Source organism: Herbaspirillum sp. GW822-FHT03A08 (assembly GCF_058801885.1).
Genome location: NZ_JBXANR010000001.1, coordinates 358,670 through 379,595, shown reverse-complemented (window position 1 = coordinate 379,595; position 20,926 = coordinate 358,670). Strand labels below are relative to the sequence as shown.

Sequence of the window (20,926 nt, the reverse complement as noted above, 5' to 3'; positions counted from 1 at the left end):
AGTCAATGAATGCATGTCCCATCCCATCGCCGGCAGATACTGAGTTCGCTACGGCGGCACAGGTCGAAGTGGAGAAGTGGCGCGACGGCCGGCGAGAAGTCATTACTGACGTCGTTGCCGAAGAAGTGCCGATCGCGCTGGAATACAACGGAATCTCGCATGCCGTGATGATGGCGACGCCGGCCGATCTGGAAGACTTTGCGCTGGGCTTCTCATTGACCGAAGGCATTCTGGCTGACCCGAGCGAACTCTACGATTGTGAGATCGTGCAGGGTGCGGAAGGCATCCAGGTGCAGATGAACGTCGCGACGGAACGTTTTGTCGCGCTGAAGGAAAAGCGCCGCAATCTGACCGGCCGCACCGGCTGCGGTCTGTGCGGGGCGGAAACGCTGGAGCAGGCTGTGCGTCATCCCGCAGCAGTGCAGGCCGATGCCTTGCGTTTTTCAGCGGAGACCTTGCACGCCGCACTGGAGTCCATGCAGTCGCAGCAGGAATTGCAGCAGCAAACCGGCGCCACGCATGCAGCCGCATGGCTGGGGCGCGACGGCAAGATCAAGCTGGTGCGTGAAGATGTCGGCCGCCATAACGCGCTCGACAAGCTGATCGGCGCGCTGGCGGAAGACAAGCAAGACTTTTCTGCCGGCGCCGTCATCATCACCAGCCGCGCCAGTTATGAAATGGTGCAAAAGGCGGCCACCGTCGGCATCGGCTTCATCGCTGCGATTTCTGCACCGACGGCATTGGCGATCCGGCTGGCCAAGGAAACCGACGTGACGCTGATCGGCTTCGTGCGCCGGCAGGGCCATGTCGTCTACGCCGGCCCGCATCGGTTGATTTAACATCGACCTGACAACAATATCCCAACACGAGACAACATCATGAATCTTCCGCACCTGATCAAGATGGCCAACCAGATCGGCACGTTTTTCTCGACGATGCCCGATCGTGCGCAGGCGGAGAACGATCTGGCCGCGCATATCAAACGTTTCTGGGAGCCTCGCATGCGCCGCGCCTTGCTTGCGTACGTAGAGCAAGAGGGCGGTTCCGAACTCAGCGAGATCGTGCTGGCGGCTGTGAAGTCGCATGTTGCCGATTTGCAGCCGGCCTGATTTTCGGTTTCTTAAAAGCTCTGCCGCATAGGTTTGTAGCGCGGCACCATATTGATTTCTCATTCGTCTGACAGGTAATGCAAGGGCGGCATTGGTACTCCAAAATGCCGCTATGCACCAATTTCCTGACGCACATTTTTATGCGTTACGGCCTTTTTCATTCATCCTTTTTCATCAAACTTTTCATGTGAAATAGTTTGCAAAAGGATTTTTGCACTGCTATCTTGGAACCGGTTCCAAAGATTCATCATAAAAAAAGAAACCTGGGAACCCGTAGAACAAATCAGCCGATGTATCAGCAGATAACAATCAACGATTTGGCAGGTAGAGTGAGACAAAAATCCAATATGCAACACATGCGCGGCGTTGGCGCGGGCAGGGTCACGATTGCCCAGGTCGCACGCGAAGCGGGTGTGTCGAAGACCAGTATTTCGAGATATCTCGGCGGCGAGCTTGACGCCTTGTCGGAGCCCCTGCGCGAACAGATTCGCAGCACAATTGCCCGGCTCGGTTATCAGCCCAGCCAGATGGCGCGCGGCCTGAAAGGCGGGCGCACACGGCTCATCGGGATGCTGGTGGCGGACATTCTGAATCCGTATTCCGTCGCCGTCCTGAACGGCGCCGAAGCAGCCTGTCAGGAGCATGGCTATACCCTGATGTTGTGTAATACCGGTAACGATGAAAAGCGCGAACTGCAGTCGCTGGCGGCTTTGCATTCTTATAGCGTGGAAGGTCTGCTGTTCAATACGCAAGGACGCAACGTGACGCCGCTGAAAGAGCTGGGACGCGTGGCATTTCCGGTGGTCCTGCTGGACCGGCGCATAGATGGTTGTGATTTCGATCTGGTCGGACTCGACAACGTCAGAGCGGCGCGCATGGCGACCGAGCATTTGCTGACGAGCGGTTATAGCGATATCGGACTGGTGGTGCAGCCCTTATATGGCGTGAGTTCAAGGCAGGGACGGCAAGCAGGATTCTTGCAGGCGCTGGCCGAAAGACCTGATTGTGAAGGCGAGACGCTGGAAGTGCACATTGATCAGCCCGGCCATGTTGCGGCGATGCTGCAAGATTTTCTGAAGCGGCGCAAAGCAAAACGTGGCGCAGGAAAAGTAGCGATTCTGGCCGGTAACGGCATGGTGTCATTGCAGATTGCACTGGCGCTGCAAAGCATGAAGTTGCGTTTCCCCGAAGATGTCGGCTTGCTGTGTTTCGACGAATTGTCGTGGTCGCCGCTGGTGGGCAGCGGCATCAGCACGATTGAGCAGCCGACGTACGAAATCGGTTTTGCCGCCATTGAACGTTTGCTGGCGCGCATCCACGGAGAGCATGCTCCGCGTCGGGAAATTTTGCTGGACGGCCGTCTGATCCAGCGCGGTTCAAGCTTGTCGGCAGGGGCGTTGAAGGAAACGAGAGATCAGATTTTTTAATTATTCTGGAACCGATACCAGAGACAAAAAATGCACGAGCGATGCAGAACTGCACAGAAGAATCGGACGGCAAGGCAACGCAGTCCGATATAAAAACAAGCTGTAAAGAAGAGAAGCAGTAAAGAGGGCGAAAGCCGTTTATTGAGGATGTTTGCAAGTCGCTTCTATCCGGGGCGACGAGCAAAAAAAGGAGACAAGTCATGAGCATCAAGAAACTGTTCAGCACCAAATTCGCCGCGCTGACCCTGGTTGCAGCCTGCGCCGCCAGCGCAGCGGTCAGCGCCAGCGCACAAACCGTGGCTGACCTGATCAAAAAAGGCAAGGTCACCATCGGCGTCGTCAGCGGCACGCCGCCATTCGGCAGCGTCGACGCCAAGGGCGAACCGATCGGCTACGACGTCGATGTGGCCAACCTGATCGGCAAGTACCTGGGCCTGCCGGTGGAAATCGTGCCACTGGTGCCGCCAGCACGTATCCCCGCGCTGGAATCCGGCAAGGTCGACTTCCTGGCAGCGACATTGGCGCCAACGCCTGAACGCGCCAAGTCGGTGATGTTCACGATTCCTTACAGCGGTTTTGAATTGTCCATCGTCGGTCCGGTCGCTTCCAAGTTCAAGAACCTGAACGATCTGGTCAAGAAGAAAGTCGGCGTTTCGCGCGGTAGCACCAATGACACCGCTCTGACACGTCTGGCGCCTGCCGGTACCGTGCTGGTTCGCTTCGAAGATGACTCGACCGTGACTCAGGCTTTGCTGAGCGGCCAGGTTGATGCGATCTCGATCCCGAACACCATGGCGACAGAAATCGTGAAGACACGCGGCGCGGGCAAGATCGACATCAAGTTCCCTTACTCGGTGCAACCGAACTCGATGACCGTGCGCAAGGGTGCTTTCGACCTGCAGCAATGGCTCAACAACTTCATCTACTACGTCAAGCTGAACGGCGAACTGGATGCAATTTCCCGCAAGTGGTCGGGTTCGCCACTGCCGAATCTGCCGGTATTTTAAGAAACGCTTAACGAATCCGGGTCTCGATCCAGTCTGCGAATTTAACAGCACGTCGTCCCGGCGAAAGCTGGGACCCAGTGTCTTGAACAGGCGATCGGCAAGTTCGTCGTAGCCGCCAACGTCGCTGGGTTCCGGCTTTCGCCGGAACGACAAGTTATTGACAGGCGTCGGTGGCCATTTGTCACTAACCGTGATCCGGATGTTTCCGCCGACCGTTGCAACTTCATGGCGGTGTGGTGAATCGGCAAGGAGTAGAAGATGTCTTATGATTTTCAGTTTGCGTTCATCTTTCAGCACATGGACCAGCTGTTGTGGGGGGCGCTGCTCACCATCCGGCTCAGTGCGCTGTCGATGATCTGCGGTTTGGCGGTGGGTATCTTCGGGGCGATCGTGAGCATTCACGGTTCGGCGCCGGCCCGCTTTGCGGTCACGTCCTATGTGGAGCTGATCCGCAGCACGCCTTTCCTGGTGCAGTTGTTCATTATCTTTTTCGGCTTGCCCGCTGCAGGCGTGCAGGTCGATGCCAATATTGCCGCGCTGGTGGCGATGACGGTTAATCTCGGCGCGTATTCGACTGAGATTGTGCGCGCCGGCATGATGGCGGTCCATCCTTCGCAGATCGAAGCGGCGCAGGCGCTGGCGATGACACGCTGGCAGGTGATTCGCCATGTGGTGCTGACGCCGGCGCTGGAGAAAGTCTATCCGGCCCTGGCCAGTCAGTTCACGCTGATGATGCTGGCCTCCAGCGTGGTGTCGGCGATTTCTGCCGAGGAACTGACCGCGAGCGCCAATCTGCTCGATGCCGAAACCTTCCGCAGCTTCGAAATTTACCTGATCGTGATGGTGCTCTACATTCTGCTGGCGTTGCTGTTCCGCCTCAGTTTCTGGCTCATCGGTCTGGTTGTGTTTAAACGCCGCCGCCGTCTTGGCGTAGCGCGGCCAAGGGGGAACCGATGATTGCCGAATTTTCCTGGGACCAGTTTGTTTTCTTGTGGGAAGCCGCGCGCTGGACGGTGCTGTTGTCGGTGCTGGCGTTCATCGTCGGCGGGGCGGCAGGTTTCGTCGTCGCGCTGATGCGTACTTCGCACCTGCAGATCCTGCGCACGGTGTCGGCGGTGTACATCCAGATCATCCAGGGCACGCCGGTGCTGATCATCCTGTTCCTGTCGTTCTACGGACTGGCGATCTACGGCTTCAAGCTGCCGCCGATGGTGGCTGCGACGATTGCGATGACGATTTATACCAGCGCCTATCTTGGCGAAATCTGGCGCGGTTGTATCGAAGCCGTGCCGGTGCCGCAATGGGAAGCCTCGACGGCGCTGGCGATGACACGCTGGCAGCAATTGCGCTATGTGATTCTGCCGCAGGCGGTGCGTATTTCACTGCCGCCGACGGTGGGCTTCCTGGTGCAGATCGTCAAGAACACCTCGATCGCTTCCATTATCGGTCTGGTGGAGTTGACGCAGGCGGGCAAGCTCGTCAGCAATGCAACTTTCCAGCCCTTCCTCGTATTCCCGATTGTTGCAGCGATTTACTTCATCTTCTGCTATCCGCTGTCGCGCTTCAGTTTTGCCCTAGAAAGGAAATTACATGCCCATCGTTGAGATCGAGAACATCACCAAGAGCTTTGGCAGCAACCAGGTCTTGAATGGGATATCGTTGTCCGTCGAGCGCGGGCAGGTCATTGCCATCATCGGACGCAGCGGTTCAGGAAAAAGCACGATGCTGCGTTGCATCAACGGTTTGGAGACCATTGATGGTGGTAGCATCAGCGTTGCCGGTCACAAGCTCACTGCAAAACATGAGCATCTGATCGAGTTGCGCAAGGATGTGGGGATGGTGTTCCAGCACTACAATCTGTTCCCGCATCTGACGGTGGAAGAGAACGTGATGCTGTCGCCGCGCATCGTCAAGAAAGTCGCAACCGAAAAAGCGCGCGAAACGGCGATCAAGGTATTGAAGCAAGTCGGCCTCGATCACAAGCGCGATGCTTATCCGGAACAGCTGTCAGGCGGTCAGCAGCAGCGCGTGGCGATTGCGCGTTCGCTGGCGATGGAGCCGCAGGTGATGCTGTTCGACGAAGTCACGTCGGCGCTGGATCCTGAGCTGACGCAAGAAGTGCTGAAAGTCATGGAAGAACTCGCCCGAGGAGGAATGACTATGTTGCTCGTCACGCACGAAATGGAATTCGCCCGGCGCGTCGCCGATCTCACCGTGTTCATGCATCAGGGCAAGGTCTGGGAAACGCGTCCGTCGAAGGAGTTCTTCGCCGATCCGCAAACGCCGGAAGCACGCCAGTTCGTCGGCGCCGGCAACATCAAATGAAAACCCCGGTACTGGTCGCGGCTTCGGCCTATGGCGCAGATTTTGTGCGCCAGGTCGGCCATGCGCATCTGATCCCCATCGTTGCGGCGGCTGGTGCCGCGGGCCTGGAAATTCGCCGCGAGTTGTTTACCGAGTTGCCGGATTTTGACGAGCTGCATGCGCTGTTGGCGAAGCACAAGCTGTTCTCGGTGTATTCGGCGCCGATTGAATTGTTCCGCAAGGACGGTTCGCTGGCGCGCGATGAGCTGGACGAAGTGATGGGCGAGGCGCAGCAATTGCAGTCGCGTTTCCTGAAGGTGTCGCTGGGACATTTTTCGCCGTCCAGCAATATGCTGGACTGGTCGCGCTTTGTGGCGCAGGCTCCCGTGCCCTTGTTGCTGGAAAACGATCAGACCGAACACGGCGGCAAGCTGGAATCGATCGCCAATTTTCTGGCGGTGTGTTCCGGCACCGGTGTGCCGGTCGGTATGACCTTCGACATGGGCAATTGGCGCTGGAGCGGCGTTGATGCAGAGGTCGCCGCGCGTACCCTGGCGGGGCACGTGCAATACGTGCACTGCAAGGGCGTGTGGAACGACAAGGGCAAGCTCAAGGCGATCCCGCTGGATGAGGACGATGCAGTCTGGCGACGCCTGTTCTCGCACTTTCCGCGCGGAGTGCAGCGTGCCATCGAATTTCCCATTATCGGCAAGGATCTGGAAGCAGTGACCCGCGATTACGTGGCGATGCTGGCTTCGGCGTAGTTTTTCGCCCCTGAGATCCGCTGCCTGACACGGCCTGAATTAATCAGAAAGAAAATAAATGACGCAAGCACAACTGGACGTCGTCACGTACGGCGAAGCATTGGCTTTGTTTGTTGCAGATGAAGTCGGCGATTTTGCCGACGTAGAAAAGTACACGCGCCGTCTGGCCGGCGCAGAAACCAACGTTGCCATCGGTTTGTCACGCCTTGGTCTGAAAGTCGGCTGGGTCAGCCGCGTCGGCAACGATTCCTTCGGCCGTTTCATTCGCAAGCGCGTAGCGCAAGAGGGCGTGGATGTCAGTCACGTCGCCACTGACATGGAGTTTCGCACGGCGATTCAGCTCAAGGCGAAAGCGGTCGATGGCGCCGATCCGGCGATTGAGTATTACCGCAAGGGTTCAGCCGCCAGCCATCTGTCGCAGGTCGATTTCGACGAGTCCTACTTTGGCGGCGCGCGCCATTTGCATGCCACGGGTATCGCTGCGGCGCTGTCGGCCAGCACGATGGCGTTTGCCCATCAGGCGCTGGATTTCATGCGTGCCAAAGGCAAGACAATTTCTTTCGATCCCAATTTGCGTCCCATGCTGTGGCCATCTCAGGAAGTGATGGCGCAGAAGCTCAATGAACTGGCCTTTAAGGCGGATTGGGTGCTGCCCGGACTGAGCGAGGGGAAGATTCTTACCGGCTACAGCGAGCCGCGCGACATCGCTGCGTTCTATCTGGACAAAGGCGTCAAGCAGGTGGTGATCAAGCTGGGTGCGGAGGGCGCGTATTTTCGCAATGCCAGCGAAGAAGGTGTGGTTGCCGGTGTTGAAGTCAAAGAGGTGGTCGATACGGTTGGCGCCGGTGACGGCTTTGCGGTTGGTGTAATCAGCGGTTTGCTGGAAGGACTCTCCATGCCGGAGGCCGTGATGCGCGGCAATCGCATCGGCGCGTTTGCAATCCAGGTCGTGGGCGACATGGAAGGTTTGCCGACACGCGCGCAACTGAATGCCGCTTCAGCCTGATGATTACATTTACCGTTATATAGAGATCTGAAATGAAACAGCATGTCGTCGTGTACAAGTCCTTGCCTGCAGATCTTCAGGATCGTCTGGAGTCGGAGTTCGAGGTCACCAGCTTTGCCGGCATCAATTCCGGCAACCGCGAGCAATTCATCGCGGCGCTGAGGACGGCGCACGGCATGATCGGCGCCAGTTTGCCGATTGCCAACGACATGCTGGACGCTGCGCCGCTGCTGAAGATTGCCTCGACCATTTCGGTTGGTGTTGATAATTTTGATCTGGAATATTTCCGCAAACGCGGCCTTATGCTGGCGCATACGCCGGGCGTACTCAATGAGGCGACGGCGGATGCGATTTTTTCGCTGATCCTCGCCAGCGCGCGTCGCATCGTGGAGCTGGCCGAACTCGTCAAGTCAGGGAAGTGGACCGGCAGCATCGGCGAGTCCTTGTTCGGCGTGAACGTACACGGAAAAACGCTGGGCATGCTTGGCATGGGACGCATCGGCAGCGCCGTCGCGCGGCGGGCACACCACGGTTTCGGCATGAAGATCATCTATCACAACACCCGGCCCAACCCGGAAGCGGAGAGGGATCTGGCGGCGACTTATGTCTCGCGCGAAGAATTGTTCCGGCAGGCTGATTTTGTCTGTCCGATGCTGCCGCTGACGGCACAGACCGAGCGCACGATCGGCGCGCATGAGTTTTCATTGATGAAGACCAGTGCGATTTTCATCAATGCGTCGCGGGGCAAGATTGTCGATGAAGCGGCGTTGATCGATGCCTTGCAGAAAAAGACGATCTATGGCGCGGGCCTCGATGTTTTTGAGACAGAACCGTTGCCGGCGGATTCTCCTTTGCTGCAACTGCCTAACGTGGTTGCATTGCCGCATATCGGCTCCGCCACGCATGAGACGCGGCGTGCGATGGCCGAGTTGGCGGTGCAGAATCTGATCGACGGATTGCGCGGTGCACAACCGCAGTATCTGGCTGCTTAGTCTTTCAGGTCTTCGTAAACCGTATCTTCAGCAACGCCATCCGGCAGATTTCATCTTGTCGGATGTACTGCGGAAAAATCATCCAAAAAGCAATCAAGGGGACTTTCGCTGCGGCGATTTAGTGTGTATGCTTCACACATTAAAAAGAACGATCGTGCTAAATTCGAGTGGTGTCCAGCTTTTGCGCCGCTTTTGCTTTTATAATCACCGTTCAGTTAACGTTTACGTCAATTCGTTTTTTCCAAGGACCAGGCGATGAAAGTATTAGTCCCCGTCAAGCGGGTAGTAGATTACAACGTCAAAGTACGCGTCAAATCCGACGGCAGCGGTGTGGACATCGCCAACGTCAAGATGTCGATGAACCCCTTCGACGAAATCGCGGTGGAAGAAGCCACGCGTCTGAAAGAAGGCGGCAAGGTCACTGAAGTGATCGCTGTTTCCTGCGGCGTCACGCAATGCCAGGAAACCCTGCGCACCGCAATGGCCATCGGCGCCGACCGCGGCATTCTGGTTGAAACCGCAGCTGACCTCGACCTGCAGCCTCTGGCCGTCGCCAAGCTGCTGAAGGCGCTGGCGGACAAAGAGCAACCGCAACTGATCATCCTCGGTAAGCAAGCCATCGACGACGACTCCAATCAGACCGGCCAGATGCTGGCGGCGCTGCTGGGATGGCCGCAAGCGACATTCGCGTCCAAGGTTGTGCTGGAAGACGGCAAAGTCTCCGTGACCCGTGAAGTCGATGGCGGCCTGGAGACATTGGCGCTGACTTTGCCTGCCATCGTGACGACTGACCTGCGCCTGAACGAACCGCGCTACGTCACGCTGCCGAACATCATGAAGGCCAAGAAGAAGACTCTGGATATCGTCAAGCCGGAAGACCTGGGTGTCGACGTCGCTCCGCGCGTCAAGACGCTCAAAGTCACCGAGCCGCCGAAGCGCAGCGCAGGCGTGAAAGTGCCTGACGTCGCAACCCTGGTCGCGAAACTCAAAAACGAAGCCAAAGTCATCTAAGGAAGAGACAACATGACCGCACTCGTCATTGCAGAACACGACAATGTCAGCCTCAAAGGCAGCACATTGAACACCGTCACCGCCGCAGCTCAGGCCGGCGGCGACGTCCATATCCTCGTCGCAGGCCACAACGCCAAGGCAGCCGCTGACGCAGCCGCGCAAATCGCCGGCGTGTCGAAGGTCTTGCTGGCCGACGCGCCGCAATTCGCCGATGGTCTGGCCGAAAACGTTGCCGAGCAAGCGCTGGCAATCGCCAAGGAATACACCCACATCCTGGCGCCGGCAACCGCCTACGGCAAGAACATCCTGCCACGCGTGGCCGCCAAGCTGGACGTGGCGCAGATCTCTGAAATCACCAAGGTCGACAGCGCCGACACCTTCGAACGCCCGATCTACGCAGGTAACGCGATCGCTACCGTGCAATCGTCGGACAGCATCAAGGTCATCACCGTGCGTACGACCGGTTTCGACGCAGCCGCTTCCGGTGGCAGCGCCGCAGTGGAATCGCTGACGGCAGTGGCCGACTCCGGCAAGTCCAGCTTCGTCTCGCGCGAAGTCGCCAAGTCGGATCGTCCGGAACTGACGGCCGCCAAGATCATCGTGTCCGGTGGCCGCGGCATGGGTTCGTCGGAAAGCTTCAAGATCCTCGAGCCGCTGGCCGACAAACTCAATGCCGCCATGGGCGCTTCACGCGCTGCAGTGGACGCAGGTTATGTACCGAACGACTGGCAGGTCGGTCAGACCGGCAAAATCGTCGCGCCGCAGCTGTATATCGCCGTCGGTATTTCCGGCGCGATCCAGCATCTGGCCGGCATGAAAGATTCCAAGGTGATCGTCGCGATCAACAAGGATGAAGAAGCACCGATTTTCTCGGTAGCGGACTACGGCATCGTCGGCGACTTGTTCGAAGTCGTGCCTGAGTTGGTCAAGCAACTGGGTTGATCCAAAAACGGCCCCGCCAGTTTGACGGGGCCGATTAATTTCAAGCATTACAGAAGCGTTGCAAAAGTTGCAGAAGCGCTGAGCGCAACAAGAGATTGCGTATTTGCGTATACAACAAGGAATCAGGAGTCGGAGATGAGCTACGTCGCACCAGTGAAAGATATGCTGTTCGTGATGAACGAACTGGCAGGATTGTCGGAAGTCAACGCATTGCCCCATTGCGAAGACGCGACGCCGGAAACCGTGGAAGCCATTCTGGAAGAGAATGCAAAATTCTGCGGCGAAGTGGTGGCGCCGCTCAATCATCCCGCCGACAAAGATCCCAGTTCATGGAGCGACGGCAAGGTCACGACCAGCAAGGGCTTCAAAGAAGCCTTTAAGCAGTTCGGTGAAGCCGGCTGGCAGGGCGTGCAGCATCCTGTCGAGTTTGGCGGCCAGGGCTTGCCCAAGCTGGTGGCGACGCCTTGCATTGAAATGCTCAATTCGGCGAATCTCTCGTTTGCCCTGTGCCCCTTGCTGACGGATGGCACCATCGAAGCGTTGATGACGGCCGGCACCGAAGAGCAAAAGAATACCTACCTGACCAATTTCATCTCCGGCAAGTGGACCGGCACGATGAACCTGACCGAGCCGCAAGCCGGTTCCGATCTGGCGCTGGTGCGCACGCGCGCGGTGCCGCAGGGTGATGGCATGTTCAAACTTTCCGGCACCAAGATTTTCATCACCTACGGTGAGCACGACATGGCCGAAAACATCGTCCATCTGGTGTTGGCGCGTACGCCGGATGCGCCGGAAGGCGTGAAGGGCATTTCGCTCTTCATCGTGCCGAAATTCCTGGTGAAGCCGGACGGTTCTCTGGGCGAGCGCAACGACGTGCATTGCGTCTCCATCGAGCACAAGCTGGGCATCAAGGCCAGTCCGACTGCAGTCTTGCAGTTTGGCGACCATGGCGGCGCCGTCGGTATGCTGGTCGGCGAAGAGAATCGCGGTCTCGAATACATGTTCATCATGATGAATGCCGCGCGTTTCGCGGTCGGCATTCAAGGCATCAGCGTTGCTGAGCGCGCCTATCAAAAGGCTGTGGCCTATGCGAAGGATCGTGTGCAGTCGCGCGATCTGGCGGGTTCTGCCGGTGCGGTCACCATCATTCACCAGCCGGACGTGCGCCGCATGCTGATGTCGATGCGTTCGCAGGTGGAGGCGGCGCGTGCATTGGCTTACGTAGCTGCGGCAGCCTCCGACGCCGGTCATCATCATCCGGACGAGGCGACGCGCAAGGCCAATCAGGCTTGTTATGAATATCTGGTGCCTATCGTCAAAGGCTGGTCGACGGAGTTGTCGATCGATGTGACATCGACCGGTGTGCAGGTGCATGGCGGCATGGGCTTCATCGAAGAGACCGGCGCCGCACAGTATTACCGCGATGCGCGCATCCTGGCGATTTATGAAGGTACGACCGCGATTCAGGCTAACGATCTGGTCGGTCGCAAAACGGCACGCGATGGCGGTGCTGTCGCCAAAGGCATCATTGCGCAGATTCACAAAACGGAATCGGCCTTGTCGGCTGCCGCGGCAGGAGAGTTCGGCGACGACCTGCAGGCGATCCGCAAGCGCCTGGTCGACGGCGCGCGCGCGTTGGATGAAGTGGTCAATTACGTTGTCGCCAACATCAAGACCGATATCAAAAGCGTGTTCTCAGGCAGTGTGCCTTACCTAAAGCTGGCGGGGGTGGTGTTGGGTGGATGGCAGATGGCGCGCGCTGCGCTGGTGGCAGTGGACAAGCTGAAAGCAGGCGAGGGCGACGCGCAGTTCTACAAAGCCAAGATCGCGACAGCACGGTTCTATGCTGATCACGTGCTGACGCAGGCTGCTTCGCTGCGTGCATCGATTGTCGAGGGCAGCGCCGGTGTCATGGCGTTGACTGAGGCGCAGTTCTGATTAGCAGGACTTGCCGGAGTGATCCGGCAAGTCCGTGGCAAGGAGGCGCATCAAACATCCGCGGCTGCGCAGGCATCAGCCGTAAGCGCCGCCGGTGAACAGCAGATCGAAGCTGCGCGCCAGCAAAGCGATTACCGACATGGCGCCGATGCCGAGCGTCAGCACCAGAATCAGCGCCAGCACCCAGTGCGATTCCGATTTCTTGCCGGATGCCGGGTTATGTTTGGCGTCCCACTTTTCGTCCGGCGTCAGGCCGATGACGAGCGCTTCCAGGAAGCCGCACAAAACCGAGAATACAAACAGCATTCCCATGAACAAAGGCTGGGAATTGCTGAAAATCAAGATGGCCAGCGCCGAAACCGGCAGCGTCGCGGCATGTAGCCAGCCGAAGATATCCTTGCGCCCATACAGATAAAACCGATGCAGGCCGATGCCGCCGGTGACGGCTGCGATAAAGGTGGTGAAGGTTTTGTTCTTGTGCGGAATTGTCATTAAGTTAATTTCTTGAGGGCAAAGACGCGGTTGGCTGCAGTACGAAGCACTACAGTGTTGTAAAAAAACTGCGGCTAGTATAGCCGCGGAAACTTGCCCCGCGAACGAGGTTCCGCGAGGTAAAGTGAATAAAACCGGCGTGTAATCGGCTGGTAAGCGAAATGGGTCGTTCCGGCCCGCTTGGATGGACACGGTGCTTGCCTGGCATTGAACTTGCCGTTTGGCTGACATTTCGGCTATAATCGTCGTCTTTTCCGTGTTCGAACACTTTTTGGAACCATTATGGTCGTTATTCGTTTAGCTCGTGGAGGCGCCAAGAAGCGCCCGTTCTTCAACATCGTTGCAACTGATTCGCGCAATCGCCGCGATGGCCGTTTCATCGAGCGTCTGGGTTTCTACAACCCGGTTGCATCCGGTAAGGAAGAGTCCTTCCGTATCGCTCAGGACCGTCTGGCTCACTGGCAAGGCACTGGCGCACAATTGTCGCCAACCGTTGCTCGTCTGGTTAGCGAAGCAGGCAAGAAAGCTGCTGCTTAATCGCAGTCGCTTTTTAGTTTCGCAGCGATAGTAAGACAGGTTTGTCACGCACATTACAATCAGGCGTTACCGTTCCTTCGGATCTGGTGACGGTCGGTTATGTCTCTGGTGCTTATGGTATTCAGGGCTGGGTGCGAGTCAAACCTTATTCGGCGGATGCTGATGCACTGCTGAGCGCAAAAAACTGGTGGCTGGATAAGCCGGAATTGCGCGATGTCGAGATGATGCAGTCCAAGTACCACAGCGGTGACGTGGTAGCGAAGCTGATGGGAGTGGCGGGTCGTGAAGGTGCTGAAGCGCTCAAGGGTGCTGTGGTGCAGATTTCGCGTAGCCATTTTCCTGCGTTGTCCGACGACGAATTTTACTGGGTCGATCTGATCGGCCTGGCAGTTGAGAACTTGCAGGGCGAGTCCCTGGGCGTAGTGAGCGATCTGATGGATAACGGGGCACACCCGATCCTCCGCGTTGCTCCTGCAAATTCCCCGGCAGAGACTGCCGATAGCAAGGCGGCAACAGAAATCCTGATTCCTTACGTCGACCAATTCGTCAAGTCCGTGACTTTGACTGAGAAAAAAATGGTCGTCGACTGGGGCCTGGATTATTAAACCGGCAATCCGACCTGTGATGCCGGCAGCATTGGAGAAAGTGCCGAATGCAATTTGATGTCGTCACGCTTTTCCCCGAAATGTTTTCCGCTTTGACGCAGTCTGGTGTAACGCGCCGTGCGTACGAGCAAAAGAAATGGGCGTTGTCGTTATGGAATCCGCGTGATTTCACAACGGACAATCACCGCACAGTCGATGACCGGCCTTATGGCGGTGGTCCTGGGATGGTGATGCTGGCAAGGCCTTTGCAGCAGACGCTGGCGGCGGCGAAGCAGCGGCAGACTGATCTGGGTTTGCCCTCGCCGCGTGTCGTGTACCTGTCGCCGCAAGGCAAGCCGCTGACGCATCAACGCGTCATGCAATTTTCACAGGATTCAGGTGTCGTGCTGTTGTGCGGTCGTTACGAAGCGATTGATCAGCGTTTGCTCGACAGCCATGTCGATGAAGAAATCAGCCTCGGCGATTTCGTTTTGTCGGGTGGCGAGTTGCCGGCGATGGCGCTGATGGATTCTGTGATCCGGCAGTTGCCCGGTGTCCTGAACGACGGTTCATCAGCGGTCGAAGACAGCTTTGTGAACGGTTTGCTGGATTGCCCGCATTACACGCGTCCGGAAGAGTATGAAGGCGTAGCAGTGCCGCCGGTATTGATGGGCGGGCACCACGCGGAGATAGTGAAGTGGCGGCGCGAGCGGGCGCTTGAGGCGACCGCAAAAAAGCGTCCCGATCTGATTGTCAAGGCGCGTCAGGATGGTTTGCTGACGAAGTCGGACGAGAAGTTCCTGAACAGTTTGTAGTAGTGCAGTTGTAGCAAAAGTGCAGGCAAGGCCGGAAGATCCCTGAAGGCAGTCTGTTGATAAATCCCCATCCTCTACCGGGCATCTATCGGTTTCAAACCGATGCAGTGAGCGCCGGCAAGATGGTTATTGGAGTAAAAAATGGATCTGATCCAGCAATTAGAGCAAGAAGAGATCTCGCGTCTCGCAAAGAATATCCCTGACTTCGCGCCAGGCGATACAGTCATCGTCAGCGTCAACGTGGTTGAAGGTACGCGCAAGCGCGCCCAGGCTTACGAAGGCGTTGTGATTTCGCGTCGTAACCGTGGTCTGAACTCCAACTTCATCGTCCGTAAGATTTCTTCCGGCGAAGGCGTTGAGCGTACATTCCAGTTGTACTCGCCACTGATCGCTTCGATCGAAGTCAAGCGCCGCGGCGATGTCCGTCGTGCGAAGCTGTACTATCTGCGTGAGCGTTCCGGTAAGTCGGCACGTATCAAAGAGAAGTTGCCTAACCGCCGTGGCACTGCCAAGGCTGAAGCGTAATCTTCATCAGGTCTTTGATATATGCATGAACAAAAGGGCGTCTTCGGACGCCCTTTTTGTATTCCATTTTTAGGATATGGTCTTGGCCAGTTTTGATCCCCTCATTCTTCCGATAGAGTCCGTCGCCGGCGAGGCGCCTCTGGATGCCGAGCGCATGCAGGAAGGCTGGTTGCGTCAGCGCTTTGCCAGCCCGCAGCCCTGGACGCCCGAGATCAACGAAGAGCAGCGCCTGCGCCAGATTGTCGGTACGCCGCGGCCTGCGGCAGTGCTGATGCCGATCGTAATGCGGAAGGAGGGCCCGGCGATGCTGTTTACGCAGCGTACCGCCGATCTGAAGGATCATGCAGGGCAGATCAGCTTTCCCGGCGGCCGCACCGAGCTGAGCGACGTCTCGCCTATCGATACCGCATTGCGCGAAACCGAAGAAGAAATCGGCCTGGCGCGCAGTCACGTGGAAGTCATCGGCAGCCTGCCGGAATATTTTACTGGCACCGGTTATCGCGTCACGCCGGTCGCAGGGCTGATCAAACCGCCGTTTGAAGTCGTTCCCGATCCGCGCGAAGTCGCCGAAATCTTCGAAGTCCCGCTGGCTTTCCTGATGGATGGTATGAATCACCAGCGGCGCACCATCGAACTCTCCAAGGAACTCGGCAGCAGGACCTTCTACACGATGCCTTATCAGCGTTTTTTCATCTGGGGTGCGACCGCCGGGATGCTGCGGAATCTGTTCCTTTTCCTGCGCAGCTGAACGCGTATTTTTCCTTGTATTGATGCCTGCTTCATAGGGAAAATATCTCTTGTGGACAACATAAAGCATCAGCAACTCTTGCCGCCGTTGTATCATTTGCGTGTTTCCGAAGAACGTTGCGCGCCAATTACGCACTTCCGTTCTCCAGACGGGGAAGCTCACAAATAAGACTCACCAAAAGGCGGCTTGATGACATTTCTTTCCATACTCTTTGCGCTCCTGATCGAACAATTGAAGCCGTTGCGGGCGGATAACCCCATCTATGCATGGATCAAATCCTTCGCGGCCCGCATCGAGAACTGGTTCAATGCCGGTCATGCACATCACGGGCGTCTGGGATGGTTTGTCATGGTGGCGGCACTGACCGTACCGGCCGGGGTGATCTACTGGCTTTGCCTGCGCATCAGCCCGCTGGCTGCGTTGGCGTGGAACGTCCTGATTGTCTACATGACATTGGGTTTCCGTCACTACAGCCACTATTTCACTTCGATTCAACTGGCGCTCAATACCGGCGACGAAGTCGCAGCGCGCGCCTTGCTGGCCGAATGGATCAAGCAAGATACGTCCGACATGGACATCACTGAGATTTCCCGCATTGCAGCCGAAAAGGCCCTAGTCACCACACATCGTCATGTATTCGGCGTATTCTTTTGGTTCCTGATGCCGGTCGGTCCGGCCTGCGCCGTGATGTACCGCGTTGCCGAATATCTGGCGCGCGCCTGGAACGAGCCGGATCACATGAAGCAGGAAGTCTTTGGTCGTTTCGCCGAGCGTGCTTTCTACTGGATCGACTGGATTCCTGCACGTTTCACCGCTTCGGCATTCGCGGTGGTTGGCAATTTTGAAGATGCAATCTATGCCTGGCGCAATTTTGCCGATCGCTGGAAAGACGAAGCGGTCGGCATCATTCTGTCGGCCGGTGGCGGCGCGATGGGAGTGCGCTTCGGCACACCGGCGGAATCGGCTTCCGGCGTCTTGCCGATCGATGCTGCGACCGTAGATTCCACGCTGGAAGCCGCAGACGGCTTCCCTGGCGACCAGCCTTCGCCACGTACCTTGCAGAGTACGGTAGGCCTGGTGTGGCGTGCATTGTTGCTGTGGATGTTCCTGCTTTTGCTCTTGTCTGTGGCGGTTTGGCTGGGCTGACCTGACATCGGAAAAATGCCTGAAAGACAAGTTTCTTTCAGGCATTTCATATTTCAGATATAGGTACATTCCAAGTCTTCTATAAGATATAATACTTGGGTTACGAAGGCTTCTTCCCCATCCGGCTGGAAGCTATTTATGTGGCAAGCGCTAGAGAACGAATTGCACGCATGGCTGATCCCATCAATACCACCAACGCGCCGGCACAAGAATTCATCATCATGGGTCTGACCCAGGATGGTAAACAGTTCCGTCCCAGCGACTGGGCGGAACGACTATGCGGCGTCATGTCCTGTTTCCGCCCGGAAGGCACTGGCGGACGCAACGCTCACCTTCAGTATTCCCCTTACGTTTTGCCTACGATGATCAATGGCGTGCGCTCTGTCGTCGTCAATGAAGCGCTGCGCGGTCTTGATCCGCTGGCGTATCATTTTGTGCTCAACTTCGCCAAAGACAACGGCTTGCAGGTCATCGACGCCTGCCTGGTGCCGGAGAAAAAAACCGACAAGCCCTAGGACGCATTACCTCAGTTGCTGTTGCTATCAGGCAGGCAATTGAGATAATGCGTTCTATCAACCTGCCTGCGATCTGGAGCGAGAGGCCATCAGCCGGTGGCGGCCGGAGCGGGAGAACCGGCGTGTACTTCGGTACATGACGACTCTGAGCACCGCACGACGCCGGATCATGGCCTCGCAGTAAGATCTCGGACAGGTTCTAAGTTGTCTCATATCGCTCAAGCTAGCCTGTGGTCGTGCGCCAGAGCCGTACGGGATGTAGCGGTTCTTTTGAACCATATTTCTTGCGGAGAAAAGCATCATGAAACATCGAATGGAGCGTGACACCTTTGGCCTGATCGAGGTCCCCGACGATCGGCTGTGGGGCGCACAGACGCAGCGTTCGCTGCATCATTTCCATATTTCCACCGAACGCATGCCGGCCGAGCTGGTTGTCGCGCTGGCAGCAGTGAAGCGTTCCTGTGCTGTGGTCAATCAAGGCCTCGGCAAGCTGGACGCCAAGAAGGGTGCCGCCATCGTTGCCGCCGCCGACGAAGTGATCGCCGGCAAGCATCCTCAGGAGTTTCCGCTGTCGATCTGGCAGACCGGCTCCGGCACCCAAAGCAACATGAACATGAACGAAGTGCTGGCCAACCGCGCGTCGGAGTTGCTGGGCGGCGTACGCGGCGAAGAGCGCCTGGTGCACCCGAACGACGACGTCAATCAGAGCCAGTCCTCCAACGACATCTTCCCGACTGCGATGCACGTGGCAGCCTGCATGGCCGTTGCAACACATCTGATCCCGATGCTGCACAAGCTGCGCGCCACGCTGGAAAAGAAGTCCGACGAGTTCAAGGACATCGTCAAGATCGGCCGTACGCATTTACAGGACGCTACGCCGCTGACCTTGGGACAGGAGTTTTCCGGCTACGTCGCGCAACTGACGCATGCGGAAATGGCGATCATTTCCACGCTCAATGCCGTGAGCGAACTGGCGGCCGGAGGCACGGCAGTTGGCACCGGCCTCAATGCGCATCCGGAGTTCGGCATGCGCGTGGCGGCAGAGTTGGAGACGCATTACGGCTTCCCTTTCAAGACCGCTCCGAACAAGTTCGCCGCACTGGCCAGCCATGACGCGCTGGTGTCTGCGCACGGCGCCTTGAAAACACTGGCAGCCGCTTTGATGAAAATTGCCAACGATGTGCGCTGGCTGGCTTCCGGACCGCGTTCCGGCCTCGGCGAACTGACGATTCCGGAAAATGAACCGGGCAGCTCCATCATGCCGGGCAAGGTCAACCCGACCCAGTGCGAAGCGCTCACCATGCTCTGCGCGCAGGTGTTCGGTAACGATGTGGCCATCAATATCGGCGGTGCCTCGGGCAACTTTGAACTGAACGTCTTCAAGCCGCTGATCGTGCATAACTTCTTGCAGAGTGTGCGTTTGCTGGCCGACGGCATGGACAGCTTTGACGAGCATTGCGCTCAGGGAATTGAAGCCAACCGCGACCGCATCGCCGATCTGATGGAGCGTTCGCTGATGCTGGTGACGGCACTGGCGCCGCATATCGGCTACGACAAGGCCGCCAAGATCGCCAAGCAGGCGCATCACGACGGCATCACGCTGAAACAGGCCGCACTGGCGCTTGGCTATGTCACCGAAGAGCAGTTCGCCCAGTGGATCAAGCCGGAAGAAATGACGGGGCCGAAGTAAAATCGATGAAAACGAGCTGGCTTCGGCGAGCTTGTTACCAAAGTTTTCCGCTTGTCCGACAGCGCCGCTTTCCAGGAAGCGGCGCTGTCGTTTCCGCTTCCGGCAAAGCCCTATGTATGCGGCTTTGTAGCGCCATGTACAGTATTCTTAAATAGGGTTACGAATTGAAACAAAACCGTTGAAACGTTGCCGTTTTGAGTATATTGAATGCAGAGAGATGGCGTCTGCTGTCTCCGTTAGATTTTCCGTGAAATATTCGAGGCGAATATGAAGAAAGCAGCTTTATTGGGATTGTTTGCGCTGGGTTGCATGGTGGCAAGCGGCGCCAGTTCTGCGCACACCCGTTTTGGCGTGTATATCGGCGGTCCGCTGTGGATTCCGCCGCCGGCCTATTACCCTGCGCCGGTTTATTATCCGCCGCCAGTCTACGTTGAACGCACTGCGCCTCCGGTATATGTGGAGCAAAATCCCGCGCCGGATAACTACTGGTATTACTGCCAGGAAGCCAAGGGCTATTACCCTTACGTGCAAAGCTGCCCCAGCAACTGGATGAAGGTAGTGCCGAACGGCCCCGGCGGCAACCAGCCTCCGCCGCAATAAGGATTCCGGTTAAGGATTCCAATTAACGCGCGCAGCGGCGCCGTGCCATCGCAGTCGGCATAAGCGTTGCATCCGCCGGGCAGTCATTTTCGAGGACAATATCGTGAAACCAATTTACAAGACAACAGGCGCTGTTTCAGCTGTGGCTGTACTGCTGGCGCTGGGAGGATGCGTGAGCGTACCGACCGGCCCATCCGTGATGGCCATGCCAGGCAAGGGCAAGCCGTATGAGCAGTTCCGTGCAGAGCAGATGCAGTGTCAGCAATATGCGCAGGATTCCATCGGCGGCGCAGCACAGGCAACGCAGAACAATACGGTCAATAGCGCAGCGGCAGGTACTGCAATCGGCGCTGTAGCCGGTGCCCTGATCGGCGCGGCATCCGGTAATGCAGGAGCGGGCGCTGCAATCGGCGCCGGCGGCGGTCTGCTGGTGGGTAGTGCAGCCGGCAGCAATGCAGCGGCGGGCGGCAATTATTCGATGCAGCAACGCTACGACATGACCTATAGCCAGTGCATGTACAGCAAGGGTAACCAGATTCAGACCCAGGCGCAGACCACGGTCTATACCTATCATCCGCGCCGTTACTACTATTCGGCGCCTCCGCCGCCTCCGGGATACTACGGCCCGCCGCCAGGTTACTACGGTCCTCCGCCGGGCGCGTACTGATCGCTCTGGCAGGCTGGAAAAACCGCATTGTGCGTATCACGCATTCAATGCGGTTTTTTATTTTGAGGAGGGGGGATGGAAGCGTTCAACCTGGTTGCAATGCAGCA

Annotated in this window: 24 protein-coding genes; 23 read left to right on the top strand and 1 reads right to left on the bottom strand. The window is 57.3% G+C overall.

The features are described from left to right. Positions 1-5 precede the first annotated feature (5 nt). From fdhD to AC1RN6_RS01750, 13 genes are all read left to right on the top strand, one after another. Positions 6-839 (top strand): formate dehydrogenase accessory sulfurtransferase FdhD, encoded by an 834-nt coding sequence (fdhD, locus tag AC1RN6_RS01810; protein ID WP_493002619.1) that lies wholly within the window; start codon positions 6-8, stop codon positions 837-839. Between the two features lie 39 nt (positions 840-878). After that, positions 879-1,109, top strand: coding sequence for a formate dehydrogenase subunit delta (locus AC1RN6_RS01805; RefSeq protein WP_493002617.1), 231 nt, complete (start codon positions 879-881; stop codon positions 1,107-1,109). A gap of 347 nt (positions 1,110-1,456) precedes the next feature. Then, a complete protein-coding gene (locus AC1RN6_RS01800) occupies positions 1,457-2,536 on the top strand; it encodes a LacI family DNA-binding transcriptional regulator (RefSeq protein WP_493002615.1) in 1,080 nt (359 codons plus the stop codon). 200 nt (positions 2,537-2,736) lie between these two features. Next, positions 2,737-3,543: a transporter substrate-binding domain-containing protein gene (locus AC1RN6_RS01795; RefSeq protein WP_493002613.1), complete on the top strand. Its 807-nt coding sequence runs from the start codon at positions 2,737-2,739 to the stop codon at positions 3,541-3,543. Positions 3,544-3,801: 258 nt separating this feature from the next. Continuing rightward, positions 3,802-4,500 carry an amino acid ABC transporter permease gene (locus tag AC1RN6_RS01790; RefSeq protein ID WP_007879909.1) on the top strand — a complete coding sequence of 233 codons (699 nt, stop codon included), beginning with the start codon at positions 3,802-3,804 and terminating at the stop codon, positions 4,498-4,500. Further along, on the top strand, positions 4,497-5,147 hold the full coding sequence (locus tag AC1RN6_RS01785; protein WP_493002612.1) for an amino acid ABC transporter permease: 651 nt from the start codon (positions 4,497-4,499) through the stop codon (positions 5,145-5,147). Before AC1RN6_RS01790 ends, AC1RN6_RS01785 begins: the two co-directional genes overlap by 4 nt. Beyond that, the gene (locus AC1RN6_RS01780) at positions 5,134-5,868 is read left to right on the top strand and encodes an amino acid ABC transporter ATP-binding protein (RefSeq protein WP_050475927.1); all 735 of its coding nucleotides are present in this window, start codon (positions 5,134-5,136) and stop codon (positions 5,866-5,868) included. The genes AC1RN6_RS01785 and AC1RN6_RS01780 overlap by 14 nt, the downstream gene beginning before the upstream one ends. Then, positions 5,865-6,611, top strand: a complete 747-nt coding sequence (locus AC1RN6_RS01775; RefSeq protein ID WP_493002611.1) for a sugar phosphate isomerase/epimerase family protein — start codon at positions 5,865-5,867, stop codon at positions 6,609-6,611. The genes AC1RN6_RS01780 and AC1RN6_RS01775 overlap by 4 nt, the downstream gene beginning before the upstream one ends. 58 nt (positions 6,612-6,669) lie before the next feature. Beyond that, positions 6,670-7,617 (top strand): sugar kinase, encoded by a 948-nt coding sequence (locus tag AC1RN6_RS01770; RefSeq protein WP_493002609.1) that lies wholly within the window; start codon positions 6,670-6,672, stop codon positions 7,615-7,617. 32 nt (positions 7,618-7,649) lie between these two features. Then, positions 7,650-8,609, top strand: a complete 960-nt coding sequence (locus AC1RN6_RS01765; protein WP_493002607.1) for a 2-hydroxyacid dehydrogenase — start codon at positions 7,650-7,652, stop codon at positions 8,607-8,609. A 255-nt stretch (positions 8,610-8,864) separates the two neighbouring features. Continuing rightward, complete coding sequence (locus AC1RN6_RS01760; RefSeq protein WP_493002606.1) at positions 8,865-9,620, top strand: electron transfer flavoprotein subunit beta/FixA family protein; 756 nt, start codon at positions 8,865-8,867, stop codon at positions 9,618-9,620. Between the two features lie 12 nt (positions 9,621-9,632). Then, a complete protein-coding gene (locus AC1RN6_RS01755) occupies positions 9,633-10,562 on the top strand; it encodes an electron transfer flavoprotein subunit alpha/FixB family protein (protein ID WP_493002604.1) in 930 nt (309 codons plus the stop codon). 135 nt (positions 10,563-10,697) lie between these two features. After that, positions 10,698-12,500: an acyl-CoA dehydrogenase gene (locus AC1RN6_RS01750; protein ID WP_493002603.1), complete on the top strand. Its 1,803-nt coding sequence runs from the start codon at positions 10,698-10,700 to the stop codon at positions 12,498-12,500. A 75-nt stretch (positions 12,501-12,575) separates the two neighbouring features. On the opposite strand, the gene AC1RN6_RS01745 is transcribed toward AC1RN6_RS01750, so the two are convergent. Further along, the gene (locus AC1RN6_RS01745; RefSeq protein WP_493002601.1) at positions 12,576-12,992 is read right to left on the bottom strand and encodes a hypothetical protein; all 417 of its coding nucleotides are present in this window, start codon (positions 12,990-12,992) and stop codon (positions 12,576-12,578) included. Positions 12,993-13,274: 282 nt separating this feature from the next. On the opposite strand from AC1RN6_RS01745, the gene rpsP reads away from it, so the two are divergent. From rpsP to AC1RN6_RS01695, 10 genes are all read left to right on the top strand, one after another. Then, complete coding sequence (gene rpsP / locus AC1RN6_RS01740; protein ID WP_007879928.1) at positions 13,275-13,529, top strand: 30S ribosomal protein S16; 255 nt, start codon at positions 13,275-13,277, stop codon at positions 13,527-13,529. Between the two features lie 41 nt (positions 13,530-13,570). Further along, complete coding sequence (rimM, locus tag AC1RN6_RS01735) at positions 13,571-14,134, top strand: ribosome maturation factor RimM (protein WP_493002600.1); 564 nt, start codon at positions 13,571-13,573, stop codon at positions 14,132-14,134. A 47-nt stretch (positions 14,135-14,181) separates the two neighbouring features. Next, a complete protein-coding gene (trmD, locus tag AC1RN6_RS01730; protein WP_493002599.1) occupies positions 14,182-14,928 on the top strand; it encodes a tRNA (guanosine(37)-N1)-methyltransferase TrmD in 747 nt (248 codons plus the stop codon). 141 nt (positions 14,929-15,069) lie between these two features. Beyond that, positions 15,070-15,453: a 50S ribosomal protein L19 gene (gene rplS / locus AC1RN6_RS01725; protein WP_007879931.1), complete on the top strand. Its 384-nt coding sequence runs from the start codon at positions 15,070-15,072 to the stop codon at positions 15,451-15,453. Between the two features lie 82 nt (positions 15,454-15,535). Then, positions 15,536-16,201: a CoA pyrophosphatase gene (locus AC1RN6_RS01720; protein WP_493002597.1), complete on the top strand. Its 666-nt coding sequence runs from the start codon at positions 15,536-15,538 to the stop codon at positions 16,199-16,201. A 189-nt stretch (positions 16,202-16,390) separates the two neighbouring features. Next, the gene (locus AC1RN6_RS01715) at positions 16,391-17,347 is read left to right on the top strand and encodes a CobD/CbiB family protein (protein ID WP_493002596.1); all 957 of its coding nucleotides are present in this window, start codon (positions 16,391-16,393) and stop codon (positions 17,345-17,347) included. Positions 17,348-17,517: 170 nt separating this feature from the next. Further along, the gene (locus tag AC1RN6_RS01710; protein WP_493002595.1) at positions 17,518-17,862 is read left to right on the top strand and encodes a DUF3579 domain-containing protein; all 345 of its coding nucleotides are present in this window, start codon (positions 17,518-17,520) and stop codon (positions 17,860-17,862) included. A 301-nt stretch (positions 17,863-18,163) separates the two neighbouring features. Then, a complete protein-coding gene (gene fumC / locus AC1RN6_RS01705) occupies positions 18,164-19,552 on the top strand; it encodes a class II fumarate hydratase (protein ID WP_493002593.1) in 1,389 nt (462 codons plus the stop codon). Positions 19,553-19,819: 267 nt separating this feature from the next. After that, entirely contained in the window at positions 19,820-20,152 is a 333-nt protein-coding gene (locus tag AC1RN6_RS01700; protein ID WP_493002591.1) for a hypothetical protein, read from the top strand. Between the two features lie 103 nt (positions 20,153-20,255). Beyond that, positions 20,256-20,819, top strand: coding sequence for a glycine zipper family protein (locus tag AC1RN6_RS01695; RefSeq protein WP_493002589.1), 564 nt, complete (start codon positions 20,256-20,258; stop codon positions 20,817-20,819). Positions 20,820-20,926 lie beyond the last annotated feature (107 nt).

Excerpts from the sequence above, each read along its gene's own strand:
- AC1RN6_RS01770 (WP_493002609.1), top strand. The coding sequence starts at position 6,670 with ATGACGCAAGCACAACTGGACGTCGTCACGTACGGCGAAGCATTGGCT.
- AC1RN6_RS01785 (WP_493002612.1), top strand. The coding sequence starts at position 4,497 with ATGATTGCCGAATTTTCCTGGGACCAGTTTGTTTTCTTGTGGGAAGCC.
- rpsP (WP_007879928.1), top strand. The coding sequence starts at position 13,275 with ATGGTCGTTATTCGTTTAGCTCGTGGAGGCGCCAAGAAGCGCCCGTTC.
- AC1RN6_RS01805 (WP_493002617.1), top strand. The coding sequence starts at position 879 with ATGAATCTTCCGCACCTGATCAAGATGGCCAACCAGATCGGCACGTTT.
- fdhD (WP_493002619.1), top strand. The coding sequence starts at position 6 with ATGAATGCATGTCCCATCCCATCGCCGGCAGATACTGAGTTCGCTACG.
- AC1RN6_RS01790 (WP_007879909.1), top strand. The coding sequence starts at position 3,802 with ATGTCTTATGATTTTCAGTTTGCGTTCATCTTTCAGCACATGGACCAG.
- AC1RN6_RS01760 (WP_493002606.1), top strand. The coding sequence starts at position 8,865 with ATGAAAGTATTAGTCCCCGTCAAGCGGGTAGTAGATTACAACGTCAAA.
- AC1RN6_RS01765 (WP_493002607.1), top strand. The coding sequence starts at position 7,650 with ATGAAACAGCATGTCGTCGTGTACAAGTCCTTGCCTGCAGATCTTCAG.
- trmD (WP_493002599.1), top strand. The coding sequence starts at position 14,182 with ATGCAATTTGATGTCGTCACGCTTTTCCCCGAAATGTTTTCCGCTTTG.
- AC1RN6_RS01745 (WP_493002601.1), bottom strand. The coding sequence starts at position 12,992 with ATGACAATTCCGCACAAGAACAAAACCTTCACCACCTTTATCGCAGCC.
- rplS (WP_007879931.1), top strand. The coding sequence starts at position 15,070 with ATGGATCTGATCCAGCAATTAGAGCAAGAAGAGATCTCGCGTCTCGCA.
- AC1RN6_RS01795 (WP_493002613.1), top strand. The coding sequence starts at position 2,737 with ATGAGCATCAAGAAACTGTTCAGCACCAAATTCGCCGCGCTGACCCTG.
- AC1RN6_RS01710 (WP_493002595.1), top strand. The coding sequence starts at position 17,518 with ATGGCTGATCCCATCAATACCACCAACGCGCCGGCACAAGAATTCATC.
- AC1RN6_RS01700 (WP_493002591.1), top strand. The coding sequence starts at position 19,820 with ATGAAGAAAGCAGCTTTATTGGGATTGTTTGCGCTGGGTTGCATGGTG.
- AC1RN6_RS01775 (WP_493002611.1), top strand. The coding sequence starts at position 5,865 with ATGAAAACCCCGGTACTGGTCGCGGCTTCGGCCTATGGCGCAGATTTT.
- AC1RN6_RS01800 (WP_493002615.1), top strand. The coding sequence starts at position 1,457 with ATGCAACACATGCGCGGCGTTGGCGCGGGCAGGGTCACGATTGCCCAG.
- AC1RN6_RS01780 (WP_050475927.1), top strand. The coding sequence starts at position 5,134 with ATGCCCATCGTTGAGATCGAGAACATCACCAAGAGCTTTGGCAGCAAC.
- AC1RN6_RS01755 (WP_493002604.1), top strand. The coding sequence starts at position 9,633 with ATGACCGCACTCGTCATTGCAGAACACGACAATGTCAGCCTCAAAGGC.
- AC1RN6_RS01750 (WP_493002603.1), top strand. The coding sequence starts at position 10,698 with ATGAGCTACGTCGCACCAGTGAAAGATATGCTGTTCGTGATGAACGAA.
- fumC (WP_493002593.1), top strand. The coding sequence starts at position 18,164 with ATGAAACATCGAATGGAGCGTGACACCTTTGGCCTGATCGAGGTCCCC.
- AC1RN6_RS01715 (WP_493002596.1), top strand. The coding sequence starts at position 16,391 with ATGACATTTCTTTCCATACTCTTTGCGCTCCTGATCGAACAATTGAAG.